The 19,756-nt window shown below is 70.2% G+C and carries 17 protein-coding genes and 1 pseudogene; 11 read left to right on the forward strand and 7 right to left on the reverse strand.

Annotation, left to right across the window (positions count from 1 at the left end):
• Positions 1 to 1,084, forward strand: a 1,084-nt coding sequence (locus D7W81_RS28135) for a mechanosensitive ion channel family protein (RefSeq protein ID WP_120558479.1), incomplete at its 5' end; no start/stop codon positions are given.
• 10 nt (positions 1,085 to 1,094) lie between these two features.
• Here D7W81_RS28135 and D7W81_RS28140 read toward each other — a convergent pair.
• Positions 1,095 to 1,643, reverse strand: coding sequence for an RNA polymerase sigma factor (locus D7W81_RS28140; RefSeq protein WP_158621705.1), 549 nt, complete (start codon positions 1,641 to 1,643; stop codon positions 1,095 to 1,097).
• Positions 1,644 to 2,018: 375 nt separating this feature from the next.
• On the opposite strand from D7W81_RS28140, the gene D7W81_RS42090 reads away from it, so the two are divergent.
• Entirely contained in the window at positions 2,019 to 2,921 is a 903-nt protein-coding gene (locus D7W81_RS42090) for an Ig-like domain-containing protein (RefSeq protein ID WP_147445645.1), read from the forward strand.
• Here D7W81_RS42090 and D7W81_RS28150 read toward each other — a convergent pair.
• Positions 2,906 to 4,240 (reverse strand): hypothetical protein, encoded by a 1,335-nt coding sequence (locus tag D7W81_RS28150; protein WP_120558482.1) that lies wholly within the window; start codon positions 4,238 to 4,240, stop codon positions 2,906 to 2,908. The two genes, D7W81_RS42090 and D7W81_RS28150, sit on opposite strands and share 16 nt — an antisense overlap.
• Before the next feature lie 352 nt (positions 4,241 to 4,592).
• On the opposite strand from D7W81_RS28150, the gene D7W81_RS28155 reads away from it, so the two are divergent.
• Positions 4,593 to 5,297: a DUF6445 family protein gene (locus D7W81_RS28155; protein ID WP_120558483.1), complete on the forward strand. Its 705-nt coding sequence runs from the start codon at positions 4,593 to 4,595 to the stop codon at positions 5,295 to 5,297.
• On the opposite strand, the gene D7W81_RS28160 is transcribed toward D7W81_RS28155, so the two are convergent.
• Both D7W81_RS28160 and epsE read right to left on the reverse strand, forming a co-directional pair.
• Positions 5,282 to 6,580, reverse strand: coding sequence for a serpin family protein (locus D7W81_RS28160; RefSeq protein WP_158621706.1), 1,299 nt, complete (start codon positions 6,578 to 6,580; stop codon positions 5,282 to 5,284). The genes D7W81_RS28155 and D7W81_RS28160 overlap by 16 nt on opposite strands.
• Positions 6,581 to 6,700: 120 nt before the next feature.
• Positions 6,701 to 7,927, reverse strand: a complete 1,227-nt coding sequence (epsE, locus tag D7W81_RS28165) for an exopolysaccharide biosynthesis GT4 family glycosyltransferase EpsE (RefSeq protein ID WP_120558485.1) — start codon at positions 7,925 to 7,927, stop codon at positions 6,701 to 6,703.
• A 172-nt stretch (positions 7,928 to 8,099) separates the two neighbouring features.
• Between epsE and D7W81_RS28170 the strand changes: the two genes are divergently transcribed.
• The 8 genes from D7W81_RS28170 to D7W81_RS28205 all read left to right on the forward strand — a co-directional run bounded on the left by D7W81_RS28170 (position 8,100) and on the right by D7W81_RS28205 (position 18,412).
• Positions 8,100 to 8,621: a hypothetical protein gene (locus D7W81_RS28170; RefSeq protein WP_244227479.1), complete on the forward strand. Its 522-nt coding sequence runs from the start codon at positions 8,100 to 8,102 to the stop codon at positions 8,619 to 8,621.
• Positions 8,618 to 9,655: an exopolysaccharide biosynthesis glycosyltransferase EpsD gene (gene epsD / locus D7W81_RS28175; protein WP_120558487.1), complete on the forward strand. Its 1,038-nt coding sequence runs from the start codon at positions 8,618 to 8,620 to the stop codon at positions 9,653 to 9,655. The genes D7W81_RS28170 and epsD overlap by 4 nt, the downstream gene beginning before the upstream one ends.
• 5 nt (positions 9,656 to 9,660) lie before the next feature.
• Complete coding sequence (gene epsC, locus D7W81_RS28180) at positions 9,661 to 10,197, forward strand: serine O-acetyltransferase EpsC (RefSeq protein WP_208721480.1); 537 nt, start codon at positions 9,661 to 9,663, stop codon at positions 10,195 to 10,197.
• Positions 10,198 to 10,263: 66 nt separating this feature from the next.
• Complete coding sequence (gene epsB / locus D7W81_RS28185; protein ID WP_120558489.1) at positions 10,264 to 12,423, forward strand: GH44 family glycoside hydrolase EpsB; 2,160 nt, start codon at positions 10,264 to 10,266, stop codon at positions 12,421 to 12,423.
• Positions 12,424 to 12,433: 10 nt separating this feature from the next.
• Positions 12,434 to 13,234: an exopolysaccharide biosynthesis glycosyltransferase EpsA gene (gene epsA, locus D7W81_RS28190; RefSeq protein ID WP_120558490.1), complete on the forward strand. Its 801-nt coding sequence runs from the start codon at positions 12,434 to 12,436 to the stop codon at positions 13,232 to 13,234.
• A gap of 178 nt (positions 13,235 to 13,412) precedes the next feature.
• Entirely contained in the window at positions 13,413 to 16,262 is a 2,850-nt protein-coding gene (locus tag D7W81_RS28195) for an Ig-like domain-containing protein (RefSeq protein WP_120558491.1), read from the forward strand.
• Between the two features lie 90 nt (positions 16,263 to 16,352).
• Positions 16,353 to 17,684 carry a restriction endonuclease fold toxin 5 domain-containing protein gene (locus D7W81_RS28200; protein WP_120558495.1) on the forward strand — a complete coding sequence of 444 codons (1,332 nt, stop codon included), beginning with the start codon at positions 16,353 to 16,355 and terminating at the stop codon, positions 17,682 to 17,684.
• Positions 17,685 to 17,698: 14 nt separating this feature from the next.
• The gene (locus tag D7W81_RS28205) at positions 17,699 to 18,412 is read left to right on the forward strand and encodes an immunity 52 family protein (protein ID WP_120558492.1); all 714 of its coding nucleotides are present in this window, start codon (positions 17,699 to 17,701) and stop codon (positions 18,410 to 18,412) included.
• A gap of 9 nt (positions 18,413 to 18,421) precedes the next feature.
• Here D7W81_RS28205 and D7W81_RS28210 read toward each other — a convergent pair whose 3' ends face one another.
• The 3 genes and pseudogenes from D7W81_RS28210 to D7W81_RS28220 form a co-directional block, all read right to left on the reverse strand.
• A complete protein-coding gene (locus D7W81_RS28210) occupies positions 18,422 to 18,904 on the reverse strand; it encodes a cupin domain-containing protein (protein WP_120558493.1) in 483 nt (160 codons plus the stop codon).
• 29 nt (positions 18,905 to 18,933) lie between these two features.
• The gene (locus tag D7W81_RS28215) at positions 18,934 to 19,317 is read right to left on the reverse strand and encodes a helix-turn-helix domain-containing protein (protein WP_120558494.1); all 384 of its coding nucleotides are present in this window, start codon (positions 19,315 to 19,317) and stop codon (positions 18,934 to 18,936) included.
• 148 nt (positions 19,318 to 19,465) lie between these two features.
• Positions 19,466 to 19,756: pseudogene (locus D7W81_RS28220) on the reverse strand (hypothetical protein); the annotation flags it as partial.

Below are 19,756 nucleotides of genomic sequence, written 5' to 3' on the forward strand. Positions count from 1 at the left end.
GGCGTGGGTGCTGCGGCGGCTGGTGGAGGCGGTGACGTTGCGAGTGGGCGCCCGGGCCGCGGGGCTGACGAAGTCCGGCTGGGATGACGAGCTGCTGGCGGCGGGCAGGGGGAGCATCCGCTTCGTGCTGGCGGGGGTGCTGGCCGCGGCGGGCGCGCGGTTCCTGCGGCTGACGCCTCCGGTCCAGGAGACGGTGGATCTGGGAGCGCGCTCGGTGGTCATCGTGGCGGTGGCGCTGTTCATGCTGCGCTTCTTCACGCGGGCGGCGCGGTTCGTGGAGGCCAAGGTCGCGAAGTCACCGGAGGGCACGGACGTGGCCCGGGTGCGCGGGCTGCGCACCCAGCTGGCCATCCTCCGGCGCGTGGTGGAGGTGGCGGTGGTGCTGGTGGCCGCGTCGCTGCTGCTCCTCCAGTTCGAGGCGGTGCGCAACGTGGGCGTGTCCCTGCTGGCGTCCGCGGGCATCGCGGGCCTGGCCATTGGCCTTGCGGCGCAGAAGTCCCTGTCCACGCTGTTCGCGGGCATCCAGCTGTCCATCACGCAGCCCATGCGCATTGGCGACACGGTCATCATCGAGAACGAGTGGGGGTGGATCGAGGAGATCACCCTCACCTACGTGGTCGTGAAGGTCTGGGACCTGCGCCGGCTGGTCATCCCCATCACGCAGTTCCTGGAGAAGCCGTTCCAGAACTGGAGCAAGGTGTCGCCGGAGATATTGGGCACGGCGGAGCTGTACGTGGACTTCCGCACGGACGTGCCCGCGGTGCGCGCGGAGCTCAAGCGCATCCTGGAGCAGGAGTCCAACGGGCTGTGGGACGGCAAGGTGCAGGGGCTGCAGGTGACGGACCTGAGCGAGCGCACCATGAAGCTGCGCGCCCTGGTGAGCGCGGCGGATTCAGGCAAGGCGTTCGACCTGCGCTGCCTGGTGCGGGAGAAGCTGGTGGCCTGGCTCCAGGCCCAGCCGCACGGCCTGCCGCTGTTGCGCGCGGAGGCCACGCCCCTGCCCTTCCCGGAGGAGAAGGCCGCGGGCCCGGCGCTCATGGCCGCGCGAGTGGGCAACAACGCCCGCGTGGAGCCGTCGCGCTGAGCGCCGGCCTTCAGTGCCACGTGCCCACGGAGAGCCTGCGCTCCTCCGCGATGGGCTGGAGCCGCTCGCGCAGCTGTTCGCGCACCTGGTGGAGCCACCAGCCCACCGTGCCCGTGGAGCGGCCCACCTGGGCGCCGATGCTCACGTAGGAGCGCCCCTGCGCTCGCAGGTGGAAGACCTCCCGCTGCTGCGGCGGCAGGCGGTCCACCGCCTCGCGCAGGTCCTTCTCCTGGATGAAGGTCCAGAGTTCGCCGCCCTCGCCCTCCTCCGGGTCGTCCGCGAGCACCGTCACCCAGCCCGCGTTCACCGCCTTGCGCTGCTCCGCGCGGTGGTGGCGCAACAGGCTGATGGCCCGCGTGTTGATGACCCGCCCCGTCCAGGCCCGGAAGGCCTCCGCCCCCTGCAGGTGCAGCCGCTCCTTCCACGCTTCGTCCAGCGCGTGCTGCACCAGGTCCTCCGCGTCCGCCGCGTTCCCCAGGATGCGCTGGGCGTGCTTCAAGAGCCCCGAACGGAACTGCATGACCAGCGCCGCGAACGTCTGCATCTCTTTGTCAGCCATGGAAGTGCCCCCCGAGCCGCGTTCCGTGCACGACCAATGATGACAAAGGTTTTCAAATACGGCGGCGCAACCTTTCCGGGAATTACCAAGAGTGTCTGGAAATCCTATCCCACCCGGGGATTTCCACCGCCGCTGTCCCGAATGCATCCAGTGTCTGGCTTTCGGATGTCCACCGGGGGCAGGGGCGGCGCGATTCCAGACAGCTCCCTGAAGAGGCGTGCTTCCACGGATCATTCCGCGTGAAACAGCGGGCACCTGCCCCGGAGGGTAATGGTCCGGGGGCTCACGCTGGACGGGTGGCACTACTCCTTTCGGGGGAGCGCGTTTCCCGGAGGGATGCAGGAGGCTCCGGGCCTTTCGCCTCCCTGGAGTGCCATGAAGCGTCTGCTCCCCGTCGTTTCCCTGCTGCTGTGCTGCGCGGCCTGTGACCGTTCGCCCGCGCGCATCGACCTCCAGCCGCCCGGCTACGTACTGTCATCCCACGAAGTGGCCTTGCAGCCTCGGGTCTTCACTCAGGGTGGCGAGGTGCTGGAGGACGCGCGGCCGGTGCTCACCGTCACGCCCGCGGAGCTCGCGGTCGTCACGGCGGCTTCGGGCCTGCGCTGCCTTCGCTCCGGGGACGGAACGCTCACCGTGACGGCGGGCGCCGTGCACCGCTCGGAGCTCCTGCGCTGCCGCCTGGTGGAGACGCTGCGCGCGCCGTCAGCGCTGCGCCTCATCATCCCCAACGCGCCGGTTGTCGCGGAGGTGTCCGCGCGGGACGCGAGCGGCGCGGTGCTGCACGACGTGCCGGTGACGCTGACGTCCTCCAATCCCGCCATCTTCCGCGTGGAGGCGGGGGCGCTCGCCCCGGTGTCGGTGGGCACCGCGAACCTCGTCGCGTCCGCCGGAGACCGGACCGCGACCACGCCCGTGACGGTGGTGCGCAAGCTCAAGGCGCAGCCGCTGCTGCTCAACGACGGGGCGCGCGCGAGTTGGAGCCTCAACCAGGGCCACTACGAAATCGAGGTCCAGGTGCGCTCGACGGGCGGGAGCCGGCACGGCATCACGCTTGCGTGGGCGGCGCCAACTGCCAGGACCAGGGCGAAGCCCAGACGCTGCGCAGCCAGTGCACCATCGAGAACACCGGCTCGGTCATCCTGGAGAACCCCACCACCTTCGGACTGGGCCCCGCCGCGAACGGCGTGGTGGCCATGTACGAAGTGCCCTGACGACAGGCGCCTCCAGGCCTCCCGTCGCGCGCGGGAGGCCCGAGGCCTGTCTCACTGGCAGCTGTAATAGGGCAGTGAGCAGATGTTCTCGTACACGGCCGCGCTACAGGTGTCCCGGCCGGGGACGAAGTTGCACAGGTTCCCGATGCCGGGGCCGTAGTCACCGCAGTTGTATTCGACGCGCTGACCCTGGTTGTAGAAAACGGCCACCGTCACGATGTGACTGGTGCCGTTGGTGAAACAGATGTCTTCGTTGCCCAGCATGTCCACGGTGTAGACCTCGTTGGGGTTGTTGATGCGGCACTCCACCGTGCAGCCCGTCACCGGCGTGGGCGGGCTGAACCCATACATGAACGTGGTGGGCTGACCGCTCAGCGCCCCGAAGGTGCCGGCCGGCACCGGCAGGGTGGCCAGCGGATTGCCCGTGCCGTCCCAGTCCGCCTGTCCCAGCGAGTACGTGCTCGCGCCCACGGTGGACAGGGCGTTGAGCGCGGCGGGCTCGTTGGCCGCGGCGCCGTAGTACGTGCGGAAGGACCGGGTGCGCCCCGGCGCGAGCGTGCCCAGCCGGAAGTCGAAGTGCGCGCCCTGGTCCGAGGGCCCCAGGTCCACATAGGCACTCACGGGACCGGGAAGCACGGAGTGCGGGGCCAGCGGATCCACGGACGTGAAGGGGCTGGTGTTCACGCCCAGCACGGACGGCGCCAGCAGGCCCGCCACCGTGATGTATTCCGAGAAGGGATTGGGCGCGACGTCGTAGTCGATGCCGCGCGTGTAGCGCAGGTCGTTCACCGTGACGGCGCCGATGTTCTCGATGACGACGTCCACCTGGTACAGCAGCGGCGTCGCGGGCGAGGGCGTGTAGCGGTGGGTGACGCGGAAGGTGCTGCCCACGCGCACCACGGACAGGGCCGTGGTCGTGCTCGCGCTGAAGGACTCCACCGTGACGTTGCCCTGGCCGCACGACGCGGAGGTGAAGCCGGAGACGTTCAGGTCCGCGCTGGCCACGCCCCACCCCTCGCAGGGAATCCCCAGCGTCGCGCCCTCCAGCCGCGTGGGCAGGTAGCGCAGCCCCACGTCGGTGGTCGCGTACGGGCCATTGGCCACCGCGCCGGTGGCGCAGGGCACGTACAGGTGTCCCTGGGAGGCCACGCCCAGCTGCACCGTGCCGTTGCCGATGACGCCCGGGCACGGGTTCGTCGTGGGCGGCGGATGGGCCACCGCCAACACCGCGTCGGATCCGCTCGACGCGCGCCGGGTGGCCTCCCTGCGTTGAAGCGTGGCGCTGTCGGTGACGGGGGCCGCGGCGTGGGCCAGGGCGCTCCAGCCCAACGACGCGCCAAGGAACAAGGCCCACACATGGGCCGGGGACGGCAGGGGGGAAGACATCAGGACTCCGGAGGGAACGGGTGGCGCGGCTGCCATGTACTCCCCTCCCCTGACATGCCCCAAGCCGTCCGCCTCCTGCCCGGCGCGGCCCAACGGGTCCGACTGTCGGACCCGTTCGCGCCCGTCGGCCCGAGCGGGCTCCTGCTTCGGTGCGCATGGGGCAAAACGCCCCGGATCCGCCAGGCCCGTGGGCTGTGGGGCAGAACGCCCCGGCCTGACGCATGAAACACGCGTGAAGACACGGCAGGGTTCTTGCTGACACGCCTCTGTCTCACGACCAGCGCCGGATCCCCCGCCCCACACCCCTTCATGGATCCGGCGCTGGCCGCGAGGCAGGAAGGCGGCATCCCCCATGTTGGAACAACGGCGTCCCGGGTCGGCCGTCCGCGACGTGCTTCCCTACCGGAAGCCGAAGCTGGGACGGGACTACTGGATCAAGGACAACGTCCTGCCCAACGCGCTGGAGGTCTACGAGCGCAACCTGGCCCGCGAGGACTGGACGATGGGCGCCCCGTGGCGCCCCGAAATCTGGCCCGGCATCCGCGCCCCGCACGCGCTCACGCCCGAGGAGCTGGCCCCCGTGGAACAGTGGATCTGCTCACAGGCCGGCGTGCGCGCCCTCAAGCAGGAGGCCCCCGCCCGGGGCTCGCTGTCCCACAACCACGTGCAGCTCGTGGGGGAGAAGGAGTCCACGGCCAAGCCGCACGTGGACTCGCTGGCGCTGTGTGACTTCGCGGGCGTCATCTACCTGCACCCGAAGCCGCCCGCGAAGCACGTGGGCACGTCCTTCTACCGCCTGCGCATGCCCGGCGGCGGCCTGGGCGGCAACACCTGCCCTCCCGGCTGCGTGAACCTCACCCAGGCCTTCGGGGTGACGAAGCTGCCCGCGAACGCGTGGGCGCAGGACGTGGAGGTGGAGAACGTCTTCAACCGCCTCATCGTCTACCGGGCGGACTTCGTGCACTCGGCGACCGCGTACTTCGGAGAGGGCGACAAGCGGAACAAGCGCGCCACCGCCCTCTTCTTCTGGAAGGCCGTGCGTCAGGGCCCCACGTAGCGCCCCAGCGACAGCAGCGTCCCCGACGCCACGTCCTCCACGGCGAAGAGGAACGGCCGGTTCACCGTGAGGGCCGTGGTGGGCTCCTCCGCATCCGGAGCAGGGGGACCGACCCATAGGCCCAGCCCCGCCTCGCCCACGATCATCGGGGCCTGCTGATACACGTGCGACAGCCACAAGTCCCCGTCCGCGCTCAGCCGTGACAGCTCCGCGCCGGGCGCGAGGAGCCTTCCCATCCCCAGGGCCCCCAGCGCCTCCGCCAGGGCCGGGCCCTGGCGCACCTCGAAGCGCGGCAGCTCCAGCGCCATGGACCGCTCCCGCAGCCCCGCGCGCACCTCGTCCAGGAAGGCCCGGGACAGGCCTGACTCCACCGCCAGGAAACGGCCCGCGTTCGGCAGGATGATCAGCAGGCGCAGCGCATCCCCGGTGGCCGGCAGGGCCACGGCGTCGTAGCCGTCCCCCGCCAGGAACGGGAACACGCCCCGCGTGCGCATCATGGGCACGAGCACCGGGCTCCCACGCCTCGGATGGAACGGCTGCTCTTGCGTCTCCGCCCGCGAGAACGGGGTGCGCCACGAGGCCCGCAGCGTCAGCGTGCTGACCAGCAGCAGCCGCTCGTCCTGCGACAGCCCGTCCTCCGGGATGACGTCCTGGATCCGATTGTTCGTGGCGGCGTTGAAGTACGTGTTGGCCTCGCTGCGCGTGACGCGGGGGTTCGTGCGGAAGTTCTCCAGGTAGACGCCCGCGAAGTGGTTGTCCTGGAGCGTGGACAGGTAGGCCTTCTCCAGCGGGGTCCCCAGCCGCGCCCAGAGCAGGTTCCTCCAGGACACGTCATCATCCCCCCCAAGGCCATTCGGCGGGTTGTGGCGTCCATCGAGCGTCTGGCCCAGCGCGCCCAGCGCCGGGTTGAACCGCCGTCGCCCGCTCTCGGTGGGGGACACCGGAAGCACCCCGGCCAGCTCCCGCTCGGTGTCACGCACCGTGCCCGCGTACACCATGGCCAGCGCATCCGTGAGGGCGAACGGAGAGAAGGCCTGGTTGGTGTCCGAGCCCGCGGTGCCCTGGCGGTACAGCGCCACGCCGAAGTCGGTGATGCCCGCCGACAGCGAGGACAGCTCCTCGGCCGTCACCTGATGATCCACCCGGTCCACCGGGCGGAGGTAGACGCTCTCCAGGATGCCGGGAGGCGCCGGTTCCGGGGCCGGCTCAACGGGCCCCTCGCACCCGGTCCAAGACAGCGAAGCAGCGAGCACGGCGGAGGCGAGGACGCGGGAGGCTTTCATGCCGCGCCCCTTCAGCAAGCCCCATGCACATGTGCCCTCAGAGGGAGAGCCAGACGCATGGACAGACATTGCCGCCCGGCACGCCACGGATTTCCGTGGGTGCCCGGCCCCCACGTCCCGCTACGCCGGCCGCGCGTCCAGCATCCGCGCCAGCATGTCCGCGCTGCGCTCGCTGCTGAACTGCTCCTCCACCTTCCGGCGGCCCGCCTCGCCCAGCCGGACCGCTTCGGCGGGGTCGCGCGCCAGCTTCTCCAGCTTCTCCGCCAGCACCGCGGGTGCCTGCGGCGGCACCAGCACGCCGTCCACGCCGTCGTCCACCAGCTCCTTCACGCCGCCCGCGCCCGTCACCACCACCGGCGCGCGCATGGCCATGGCCTCCATGATGGCCACGCCCAGCGGCTCCTGGAGGCTCGCCAGCGCGAAGAGGTGCGAGCGCTGGATGCCGTCCTTCACCACGTCCTCGCTCACCGCGCCCAGCAGCGTCACCGCGTCCGTCAGACCGTCCTGCGCGAGCTTCGCCTCCAGCACCTTGCGGTACGTGGTGCCGCCCGCCTCGTCCTCGCCCGCGATGGACAGCCGCGCGTCGATGCCCTTCTTGCGCAGCATCCCCACCGCGTCGATGAGGTCCGCGTGCCCCTTGCACGGGTTCAGCCGGCCGCACGCGAACAGCCGCAGCGGGCCCTCGCCGGACCACGGCTCGTAGGCCACCGTGCGCTGGAAGCGCGACAGCTCCACGCCCATGGGCGCCAGCTCGATGCGGTCCGGAAGGCTCCCCGCCAGCTCCTGGCGCACTTCACCCAAGAGCTTCTTCGTGATGACGAAGGCGAACTTCGCGTGCCGCCACTTCTCCCGCTGGTTCGGCCCGTAGTCGTCCAGCGGCCCGTGCAGCGTCATGCTGTACGTGAGCCCCGACAGCAGGTGCGCGAACATGGCCACGTGCGCCGCGTTGGCGCAGGAGTGCACGTGCACGTGCGTCCAGCCGCGCTCGCGCGCCAGCGACGCCAGCCGGCCACCCATCACCGCGAACGCCACCAGCTGCGCGCGGCCCTTGGCATCCAGCCCCTCCGCGCGGGCGATGGACGCCAGACACCGCGCCCAGCCCGTGGGCAGGGCCCGGGCAATCTCCAGCGCGGCCCGCAGCACGCCCAAAGGAGGCGGCGGCGCCAGGTACTCCGTGCGCGTCATGGCCTCGCGCGCCCAGCTGTGGCTGATGATGCGCGCGGGCGGCGGGCGGGTGGACACCAGCTCCGGCGACACGCCCTTCCCCGGCAGCGCCTGCAGCTCGCGCCAGAAGAAGATGTGGGTCTGTCCGGGGAACTCGGGAATCAGGTAGCCGATCTTCTGCACGCCCCTTCCATAACACGCCGCCTCCCCCACGCTCCCCGGGCCCGGCTCGGGCCATGGGGGTCCGGTGGGGGTGTCACGTGTGACAGCAGACCGGCGGCGCGCTCCTTCGCCTGCCCGCCCGCCCGGGTCGTTGGGTCATGACGCCTCATTGCGTTATACCGTCCGCGCTCCCATGTCCGCCGATTCGAGCCCCCCGTCACCCTCCGAGGAGACCCCGCCCGCGAGCGCCATACCCTCGCCGGAGCTGTCGCGGCTGTGGTTCGCGCTGGACCGCCGCGCCTGGAGCTACCTCGTCGTCATCCCCGCCCATCCCGGCTCGCCCGCGCTGGACGCGGCCCAGGCGCTGATGGAGGCCGGTTCGCCCTACCCGGAGCCGCCCCTGCGCCTGGTGGACGCCACCGGCATCGAGCCCGCCGGCGCCCCGCGCATGGTCCTGGAGGTGCGCCGCCGCGTGGAGCAGGGGGAACGGGTCATCGTGGTCATCGACTCGCTCCTCACCCACCCGGCGAGCCTCCCGCTGGCCCTGGCCGCGGACACCGCCCTGCTGGTCGTCACCCTGGGTGAGACGGACTTCGGCTCCGCGCGGAAGACCCTCGAGCTGGTGGGCGAGGACCGCTTCGCCGGCAGCGTCACCTTCCCGCGTCCGACGAAGAAGCAGAAGCGCGCCGACGCCGCCAAGAAGAAGAAGCCATGAGCCCTTCCGACTCCCCCGCTGTCCCGGCCCCCCGGCTCAGCGTCGTCATCGCCACGTACAACCGCCTGCCCCTCATCACCCGCCTGCTCCAGCAGCTGGCCGGCCAGACGCTGCCGCCCGAGGATTTCGAGGTGGTGGTGGTGGACGACGGGTCCGCCTCCGACGTGAAGGGGCCGCTCTCCGCGCTCAAGCTGCCCTACACCCTGCGCGTGGAGGTGCAACAGAACGCGGGCGCCGCCGCCGCGCGGCACCGGGGCGTGCTGGCCGCCCGGGGCGCCACGGTGCTCGTCACGGATGACGACATGCAGGTGGCCTCCGACTTCCTCGCGCGCCACCTGGCCCACCACCCGCAGGGCTCGCGCAACGTGGTGCTGGGCCGCATCAAGCCGGACCCCGAAATCGGGGAGATGCCCCTCTTCGAGCGCTGGTACGCGTACTTGAACAACCGCATGGCGGAGGAGCTGTCCACTCCCGGTGCGAAGGCGCGCGGCAACCACCTGTACACGGGCAACGTGTCCTTCCCCCGCGCGGACTACGTGGGCGTGGGCGGCTTCGACAAGACGCTGGGCCAGTCCGAGGACGTGGAGCTGGGCGTGCGCCTGGAGAAGGCCGGCTGCGCGTTCCTCTTCGCGCCGGACGCGTACGTGCTGCACGGCAGCGACCACGTCAGCTTCGAGAAGTGGATCCGCCGCGCCCACCGCTACGGCATGTTCGACACGCACGTCTCCGTGAAGCACCCGGACGTGAAGGGCGTGAACCCCTGGCGCCTCTTCTTCGAGACGAACCTGCTGTCGCGCCCGCTGCTCGCCTCCGCGGTCGTTGCCCCGGAAGCGTCGCGCAAGCTGACGGAGGCCGTGGTGAAGGCCTCCACCGTCGCGGACAAGCTGGGGCTCACGGGCGCCGCGTTCGCGGGCACCTCCGTGGCGTACGGCATGGAGTACCTGCGCGGCGCCCGCACGGAGGCCGGCGGCTGGCGCGGTGTGGCCAAGGGCTTTGCTCGCTACCTGCAGGGCCGGGGAAATCCCCAAGGATGAAAGCCATGTTCGGAGCCCTCATCTCGGACGCGCTGGAGATGGCCAAGGCGGCCACCGGTTCGGCGGACGCGAAGTCCATCGCCAAGGTGGTGCTGACCAGCGATTCGTACCGCATCACCGCGCTCAACCGCGCGCGGGAGGCGGCGCTGGCCTTCCACATCCCGCTGGTGAACCACGTGCTGCGCGTGGCTCAGACGGCGGTGATGGGCATCGAGATTGGCAAGGACGTGACGCTGGGCAAGGGCGTGTACTTCGTGCACAGCCTGGGCGTCGTCATTGGCGGGGACGCGCGCATTGGCGACCGCGTGCGCTTCTACGGCAACAACACCGTGGGCACCGCCAAGGACAACGGCTACCCCACCATCGAGGACGACGTCTGGATTGGCGCGGGCGCCCGCATCCTGGGGCCCGTGCGGATTGGCGCCCGGTCGCGGATTGGCGCGAACGCCGTGGTGCTCCAGGACGTGCCGCCGGACAGCGTCGCGGTGGGCATCCCCGCGCGCATCTTCCCGCGCAAGGACCAGGACGAGGTCCCGCTGTAACCGTCGCGCTGTGCATGGTTGATCCGCTGTACCGGGTCCGTTCCGGGGGATGGGTTGAAGAAGGTCATGGCAGACAGGGCGAAGCACGCGCGGTGGAAGCGGACCGTCATCCTCACCTGCGCGGTGCTGGGCAGCGGCGCGGGCGTGGCGATGGCGCAGCAGCAGAACGCCGCGAAGGATGCGGCGCCCGCCGCGAAGGATCCGGCCGCGCAGCCCGCCCCCACGGACACGGTGGCCGTCTACGACGGCGGCCTCCAGGCCGGATGGAAGGACATCGGCTGGGCACCGCGGGAGACGCCGAAGGGCGCACCCGCGCGCCTGCGGATGTTCAACTACGGCGGGTGGATCCTCTACCGGCCCAAGCTCCCGGGCGCGTACGGCGCGCTGAGCTTCCGCTTCACCGCCCCGGAGTCCTACGGCGAGTTCCTGGACGTGCGCCTGGACGCCCCCGGCGCCGCGACGTTCCCGCACGTGCGGATCAGCCCGGAGTTCATCGTCAAGAAGGACCGTGAGTGGGTGGAGGTCGTCGTCCCCATGGAGGTCCTCAACCCGCGCAGTGAGCCCTTCGACCGCCTGGTGTTCCGTGCGTCGAAGGAGGTGGGCCGGGACTGGGTGCTCTTCGACAAGGTGGCCCTGGTGCCCCTGTCCCCGGACGTGGCCGCCGCGCGCGCGGCCGGGGGTGGGCGCATGGGCCGGGGCGACGGCCGCGAGTCGAAGATGGTCATCGACTGCACCGCGCCATCCAAGCCCATCAACCCGCTCATCTACGGCATCGCGCTGGACGGCAACAAGGAGACCACGGACACGCACCAGTGGAAGCTGGGCGCCACCATCCGCCGCTGGGGCGGCAACCCCACGTCCCGCTACAACTGGAAGCTGGGGCGCGCGTGGAACACCGGCAACGACTGGTACTTCCGCAACGTGCAGCTGGGCTTCGGCGCGGATGACTTCCTGGAGTCCAACCAGAAGCACAACGTCCAGTCCGCGCTCACGCTGCCCTTGATTGGCTGGGTGGCCAAGGACACGTCCTCCGTGGGCTTCCCGGTGTCCTCGTTCGGCCCGCAGCAGGCCCAGGACGACACGGAGCCCGCGGGCGGCAACGGCATGCGCCGCGACGGCACGCCCCTGGTGCCCGCCGCCCCCACGACGACCAGCGTGCAGGCGCCGCCGGAGTTCATCGCGGAGTGGGTGAAGGCGATGAAGGCCGCGAAGCGCGGCGTGAACATGTACATCCTGGACAACGAGCCCGCCCTCTGGAGCTCCACGCACCGGGACGTGCACCCCGAACCGCTCACCTACGACGAGCTGCTCAAGCGCACCATCGACTACGGCACCGCGGTGCGCCGCGCGGATCCGGACGCGGTCATCGCCGGGCCCGCGGAGTGGGGCTGGACGAACTACTTCTGGTCCGCCGCGGACTTCGCTCCCGGCCGGCCTCCGTACACCGACCGCCGCGCGCACGGCGACGTGGCCCTGCTGCCCTGGTACCTGCGCGAGCTGCGCGACTACGAGAAGAAGACCGGCGTGCGCGTCCTGGACGTGGTGGACGTGCACTTCTACCCGCAGAGCAACGTGGGCCTGGGCCTGGAGGGCGCCACGGATCCGGACACCAACGCGCGGCGGATCCGCTCCACGCGCGCGCTGTGGGATCCAAACTACAAGGACGAGTCCTGGATCGCCGAGCCCATCCAGCTGATCCCCCGCGTGAAGGGGTGGATCGCGGAGAACTATCCCGGCCGGGGCATGTCCATTGGCGAGTACAACTTCGGCGCCATGAAGCACATGAGCGGCGGCCTGGCGCAGGCGGAGGCCCTGGGCCGCTTCGGGCAGCAGGGGCTCACGTCCGCGTTCTTCTGGCAGTACCCCGCGGAGAACAGCCCCACGTTCTGGGCGTTCCGCGCGTACCGCGACTTCGACGGGCGGGGCGGCCGCTTCCAGGACAACGGCCTGTCCACCACCGCGGCGGAGGGCACCAGCCTCTTCGCGTCCCGGGACGCCTCCGGCAAGAAGCTCACGGCCGTATTGCTCAACTTCGACCCCGAGCAGCCCGCCCAGGCGCAGTTGGAGTTCAAGGGCTGCGGCTCGCTCAACACCGTGCGCGTCATGGGGTACTCGGGCGCGCCGGGCGGTTTCACCGAACAGGCCACCGGCAAGAAGGCCGAGCAGGCCCTCTCGCAGCGCCTTCCCCCCTACTCCATCACCGTGCTGGACCTCACGGTGAAGTGAAGACGACGCCTTGACCACCGCACACGCCCCCGCAGCATCCCGCCGCCCGCGCCTGAACATCGGCCAGCTCACCATCGACCAGCTCACGTTCCCCCAGGCCATCACGGCCATTGGCGAACTGGTGGACGCGCACCAGGGCGGCTACGTCTTCACCGCCAACGTGGACCACGTCGTCCTGGCGGAGACGAACACGCGCTTCCGCGACGCGTACTCCAAGGCCGCCATCTCCGTGGTGGACGGGATGCCCATCGTCTGGGCGTCGCGCATGCTGGACGTGCCGCTGCCGGAGCGCATCGCCGGCTCCGACCTCATCCTCCCGCTGGTGAAGCTGGGCGCCGAGCGCAAGTGGCGCATCTTCCTGCTGGGCGCGGGCCCGGGCGTCGCGGAGAAGGTGGGCAAGCAGTTCCAGGCGCAGTACCCCGGCATCGAGGTCGTGGGCTGGGACTCGCCCATGGTGAACCTGGACGCGGGCGACGCGCAGAACGACCCCATTGTCGCGCGCATCCGGGAGAAGGACCCGCACCTGCTCTTCGTGGCGCTGGGCAGCCCCAAGCAGGAGGTGTGGATTTCGCAGGTGGCCCAGAAGCTGGGGCCCACGGTGGCCATCGGCATCGGCGCGGGGTTCGACTTCATCGCCGGCACCGCCAAGCGCGCGCCGGAGTGGATCGCCAAGGCGGGCTTCGAGTGGCTCTACCGCCTCACCCATGAGCCCAAGCGCCTGTGGCGCCGGTACATCCTCAATGACTCGCAGTTCGGCGTCATCCTGGCGCGCGAGCTGTGGAAGCGCACGGGCAACAAGCCCACGGAATGACCCGCCTGGGGTCGGAACCTGCCCGGTTGCTTCCTGGTTGCTGACCCAACGGGTTTGACTGTGTTTGCCCGTGTCTGGACATGGACAGACATTCCTGGTTACTCTGGCCCCGCACGGCTGTCGCGGGGTGTTTCATCCAGACAGGTGTGCCCACCCGTAGGCCCCTGGACGTCCCCCCATGTCATCCGCTGTCTGTCGTTCGTCGCCCCGCTGGGCGGCGCGACTCGTCGTGTTCGCGGCGCTGCTGCTGTCCGCGCTGGGCCTGCCGGCCTCCGCCGCCACCAACACGGAGGCCACGCAGAAGGCCATCCAGTTCCTCAGCGCGGACGTGGCCAATTGGACCACGTCGCAGAACTGCATCGCGTGCCACCGCCAGGGCGCGGCGGTGTTCGGCCTGTCGAGCGCCAAGGCCAATGGTTACAACATGGCGCAGACGGCGACCAACGGGCGCACCCTCCAGCAGAACCTGGACGCCCTCACGGCGCGCATCAAGACGGACCAACTGCCCTCCGGCGGATGGATCCACCAGGGGACGTCGTTCCCGAATTCGAAGACGGGCTGGGCGTCGTTCGGCCTGGCGGGCTTCGACCAGTACGTGTCCACGCAGTACAGCAGCGCGCTGGTGATGGCGGCCAACTGGGCGCTGGGCCTGCAGCAGGCCAGCGGCCGGTGGAATGAGGACCATGACGGCACGCCGGTGAACCACGGCAACGTGCCCATCACCGCGCGCTACATCGTGACGCTGGCGCAGGCGAAGCAGCGCGTGGACCCGGCGAAGGCGGCGCAGTACCAGGCGGCCATCGACAAGGCGGCCGCGTACCTGCGCAACAACATCAACACGGCCACCACGGGCGTCTACGACGACGGCATGGCGTACACGTTCCAGAAGTCGTGGGCCATCGTGGGCTTGAAGGCCGCGGGGGCGGGCACCAATGGCGTGAACACCGCCGCCATCCAGACGCTGGCGAACCAGCTCACTGCGATGCCCATGGTGAACGGCAAGGGCTGGGGCCGCCTGCCGAACGGCGCATCCGACGACTTCGCCACGGGCATCGCCGTGTACGCGCTGTGCCTTGCGGGCAAGGAGCCGGCGAGCGACGCGCGCCTGTTCAATGCGATTGAGTGGCTGAAGACGAAGCAGGCGGCGGACGGCGGCTGGGAGCCGGGGTCCGCGGCGCGGGACGTCGCGACGACGTTCGCGTCGCTGGGCCTGGCGTGCTTCGGCGACTTCAGCGTGACGGTGTCCGTGGTGGGCGAGGACATGAAGAAGTTCTCCATCCCCAACCCGGAGCCGGTGGAGACGACCTACACGTTCAAGGTGAAGAACCACGGCTACCAGGCGGACACGTACACGCTGAGCGCCGCGGGCGGCCTGCCCGGCTGGACGGCCACGCTGAGCCGGCCCACGGTGTTCCTGGCGGCGGGCGCGGAGTCCACGGTGACGCTGACGGTGCGGGCTCCGGCGAACCTGCTGCCGTCGTTGCTCTCGGAGGTCACGGTGACGGCGGCCTCGGGTGGCGCGGCGGGCGTGTCGGCCTCGGCGCGCGTGCGGACGTACACACCGCCGGAGCCTCCGGTGACGGGCCTGGCGACGACGACCACGATTCTCACCCCGGCGGCGAACGCGAGCGTGACCATTGGCAATACGGCGACCCTGTCCGCGCGGGTGCGGAACGCGTCGACCAACGCCGTGGTCACGGGGTCGCAGAAGGGCGTGGTCACCTTCTTCGTGGCGGGCGTGGCGATTGGCGCGGATGACGACGCGGACGGCGATGGCGTGTTCTCCTTCAACTGGAACATCGCGACGGACACGTGGTCCGCCACGGGCGCGCAGGACTACCGCGCGGTGTACTCCGGCGTGACGTTGCAGCCGGCCAGCCAGAACCTGCTGGGCAGCACGGCGGCGCAGACGCTGAACATCAATGCCTATCCGTACACGCCGCCGGAGGTCATCATGGGCAACCAGCCCGCCTTCCTCCGCGAGACGACGCTGTCCGTCTGGGGCTTCGTGAAGCCGGCCACCAACGGCGCGGTCATCACCTACGCGGCGTTCATCGTGAACGGCGGCACGCCGGTGGTGGTGAACCCCGAGCTGAGCGGCGGTCTGGTCTTCACGCCGGTGGAGCTGGCGGAGGGGCCGAACATCATCCAGCTCACGGGCCGCGACAGCCTGGGCGGCGTCACCACGAAGCAGATCAACCTGACGGTGGACCGCGTGCCGCCGGTCATCACCATCCAGTCGCCGGTGCAGGGCCAGGTGGTGGGCGGGCTGGTGGACGTCATCAGCCAGATTGACGAGCAGACGCCGACGCGCGTGGAGACGCAGTGGGTGAACACCACGCTGCTGGAGTTCGGCAGCGGTTCGGTGACGCACCCGGTGAGCCTGCCCAACTTCGGTGAGCAGGGCATCCTGGTGCGCGCGACGGACTCCGCGGGCAACGTGACGGAGGCCGTGGTGCACGTGTTCGTGGATTCCGGCACGCCCACGGTGACGACGGACCCCGCGGACGGGGCCACGTTCGGGCCGCGCGCGAACCACACGCTGCCGTATGTGATTCGCGTGTCGTCCGTGTCCGCGACGACGGTGAAGCTGGGCAGCCAGCAGTTCCAGCTGCCGCGCGGCGGCGGTGAAATCCAGACGTCGGTGGTGCTGGCGTCAGGCGTGAACACGCTGACCATCGACGTGACGAACGAGGCGCTCCGCTCGGTGCGCACGACGCGCACGGTGCGCTACGACACGCAGGCGCCCGTGGCGACGCTGGTGACGCCGGCGCCGGGCAGCACGGTGGGCGGCGTGGTGACGCTGACGGCGCGGGTGACGGATGCGCTGAGCGGCATCAAGAACGTGGCGTTCACGCGGGACGGGTCGGGCATCCGCGCCGGCACGCTCCAGCCGAATGGCACGTGGACCGCGGAGCTGGACACCCGCGAGCTGCTGGATGGCACACACACGGTGGACGTGTGGATGACGGACGCGGTGGACAACTTCGTCATCCAGAGCTTCAGCTTCACGGTGAAGAACAACTAGCCATCTGTCATTGATGGCGGTGCTCCAAGCGGGGCGGGAGGTCCTCACGGGCCTTCCGCCCCGTTGTCTTTGGGGCGCATGCTGCACGGCATGGATGCACACAGGTCCGGCGTGTGGATGTTGTTGTTCGTGCTGCTCACGGGCTGCGCCAGCGGGCCCACGGTGCGGCTGCGCACGGAGAGGGAGACGCGGACGTATGCGCCGGTGACGTGGGACCGGCGGGTGCCGGTCCGTGCGCGTGACTTTGAAGAAGCGTTGGCGCGGCTGGTGTTGGAGATGCCGCTGACGGTGCGGGCACCCAGGGTGGTGCGCGCGGTGGCGGGGAGGGGTGCGGAGCTGGACCGGGGGCTTGGGTTCATGCTGCGGGACCGGTACGGGAAGTGGTGCCGGGCGCATGAGGCTCCAGGGGATTGTCTGTCGTTGCTGGAGGATGGCGCGGGCTTCGGAGCGCTGGACCGGCTGACGCTCGCGGTGGGGATGTCATTGGACCCACTGCGCGCGAGCATCGGTGAGGCGCTGGAGGACACGCTGAACCCGGAGTTCTTCGTGTCCGTGGTGTCGGGGGCGATTGCGTCCTGGGTGGTGCTGGCGGCGGCTCCGGAGCCCGTGTTCACCAAGGCCGCGGCGGTGATTGCCGCCGTGTTCCTGGCGTACGTGGGTATCCAGTCGTTCCTCACGGTGGTCCGGGCGTGCGGTGCGCTGAAGGAGGCGAGCGACAGGGCGACGACGTTCCAGGAGCTGGAGGAAGCGGCGGAGGTGTTCGCGCAGGCGCTGGGGCCGGAAGTGGCTCGCATCTTCGTGCTCGCGGTGACGATGTTGGTGAGTCACGGCGTGACGATGGGGTTGTCATCATCGCTCGCGCTGCTGCCGGGCTTCCCGGACGCGATGCGGCTGGGCGCGGCGCAGGTGGGCTTCAACCCGGCGCGCGTGCTGGACGTGAGCGCCGTGGCGGTGGTGGACGGCGCGGTGGAGGTGACGCTCGCGTCCACTGCGGTGGCCATGGCCGCGATGGGCCCGCCGCCGTCAGGAGGCCCGGGCAAATGGGTGCAGGTGAATGAGTCGATGTCCGACCGTGCCCGTGACTATCAGGCGCAAGTGACGGGAGCGCCGAAGGGCTCCGCGTACCGGGTCAAGAGTGGTGACGACGAGGTCGACTTCGACGGCTATGACCTGGTCGACGATTTGCTGCTGGAGGCCAAGGGCCCGGGCTACGCGAAGTTCATCCAGGAGGACATGACGCTGAAGGAGTTCTACAAGGGCTTCGACAAGGTGCTTGACCAAGCGAGGCGGCAACTCAGGCTGGCACAGGGGAGACGCATCCGCTGGATTGTGGCGGAAGAACGATTCGCCGACTTCCTCCGGAAAGCCTTCAGTGGGCGCAGATATCCGATTGAAGTGGTGTCCATCTCCCCGAACCAATGAGGCATGCTGGAGCGATGCTCGAGACGCACTCTGCGGGTTGCTACTGGCTGGCTCGTCTGGAGCCAATCGATGCCTGCGCCCGACGCTTGGAATCCTTCCTCGGGATGATTGCCCCGCTCGAGCCAACCTGGAACCGCTGGCATCAAACTGCTGCATCCTTCGCAAAGGCACGCAAGCGACAGGTCCAGCCAGATGCCATGACGCTCGCGAAGCTCCTGGGGCACAAGAGCAACCGGTTTGGCGACGACTCCAGTTTCTGGCTCTGGGCCGGGGAGTCGCCAGATGAAACCTCGGGGTTCAATGGCAGCTGTGGCAGCGCAACGACACACGTGAGTTCCCATTGCATCCTCCACTCGCTCGGCCAGAGTGAGGTCGCGAAGCGCGTGGTGACCGCGCCAGTCATGACCAGCGTGGTGCGCGCCATGGCGCTCGCGTGGGAACCCGAGTTCGCCCTGGCTGCCTCCGACCAGCACCGGGAGCTCGTGGCCATGCCCATGGTCGAGAACTACGTCGGCTGGGTCACCTACCTCGCCGACTTCCGCGGCCCCGTGCCCCCACTCCCCGCCTCCGTCCAGGTGGAGCACATCCCGGAGCGGGGCACGCTCATCACCCTCACGCAGGAGAAGTTCACCGTCTCCAACCCCGCCCACGTCGCCCTCGCCGCGGACGTCCAGGCGCGCCTCCAGGCCGCGGGGCTGCTCACGCCCCTGCGCCCCTGGGGCACCTGACCGCCTCTTTCAGCGCCCGGGCTTCGACAACCGCCGCAGCAACACCTCGAGCGCCGGGTGGCGGGCCACCAGCGCCTCGGACTCCGGCAATTCGAAGTCCGCGAAGTCGAACCCCGGCGACACCGTGCAGCCCACCAGCGTGTACGCGCCCAGCGGCTCCGCCGCCTGCAGCACCCCCGCCGGCACCAGCACCTGCGGTTGATGGCCCTGTGTCACGTCCCGGCCCAGCACCGGGGACTCCAGCCGGCCGTCCTCGTGCACCAGGTGCAACGCCAGCGGCTCCCCGTCGTGGAACAGCCAGAGCTCGTCCGCGCCCACCACCCGGTGCCACGCGGAGAACTCGCCCCGCTGCAGGAGGTAGTAGATGGCCGTCCCCGCGGACCTGCGCCCCCGGAGCGTCTGCACCTGGAACGCCGCCCGGTAGGTCTCCCGGTAGTAGCCGCCCTCCGGGTGGGGCTTGAGGTCCAGCCTGCGCACCAGCTCATCGACCATGGTGGGCCTGAGTCTAACGCCTCGCCCCCTCAGGGCTTCTTCTTCTGCTGCTGCATCGCGGACGCCACCAGGTTCATCAGCTTCAGCTGCACCGGCGTCAGCCGCCGCAGGTTGCGCATCAGCCGCCGCATCTCCGGCACGTCCTCCTCCGTCCGCACCACCCGGGGCTTCTCCTTCGGCGGCGGCGCCGCGAACTCGTCCCCAAGGCCCAGCAGGTCGTGCGGCGGGATGTTCAGGACGACGCACAGCCGGCGCAGGTTCTGGACGCTCGGCAGCATGTGGCCGCGCTCCAGCCGCCCGTACACCTCCGACGCCATGCCGATGCGGTCCGCCACGTCCGCTTGCGTCAGGCCCAGCTTCACCCGCACCGTCCGCGCCGCCGCCCCGAGGATTCCCGCCAGTTCAGTGTCCATGCCCTTGCCAGTCCCCGGTGCGAAGCGCCTCCATGGCCTCGGCCGCAGGGCATAACCCTGAAGGTCGGGTCATGTCACCTTACCTCTGGCGTTTTTTCCGCCTCGCATCAGGGCCCGGACAGGCCTTGCGACACACGGGCCGCCCCTCTCAGGGCGTGGGCTCGGCCACGGGTGCGCGCCGGCGCTCGGCCGCAGTGAAGAGCAGGGCCATGGGCAGCCCCAGGAACACCGCGTGCCACACAATCTGGAGGAACTGCGGAACGCTCAGGAACCAGGGGAAGTAGCCGCGCGCCAGCAGCTGGAAGTCCACCAGCCACACGAAGATGCCGAAGAGCATCCCCACCGCCGCCTGGAACGCCCAGCGCCCCCGCCCATCCACCGGCAGAATCGCCTCCAGCAGCGAGCACACCCCCCCACAGCCCGCCGCGGCGGCCAGGTG

Origin of the sequence: Corallococcus aberystwythensis (assembly GCF_003612165.1) — a bacterium.
GTDB lineage: Bacteria > Myxococcota > Myxococcia > Myxococcales > Myxococcaceae > Corallococcus > Corallococcus aberystwythensis.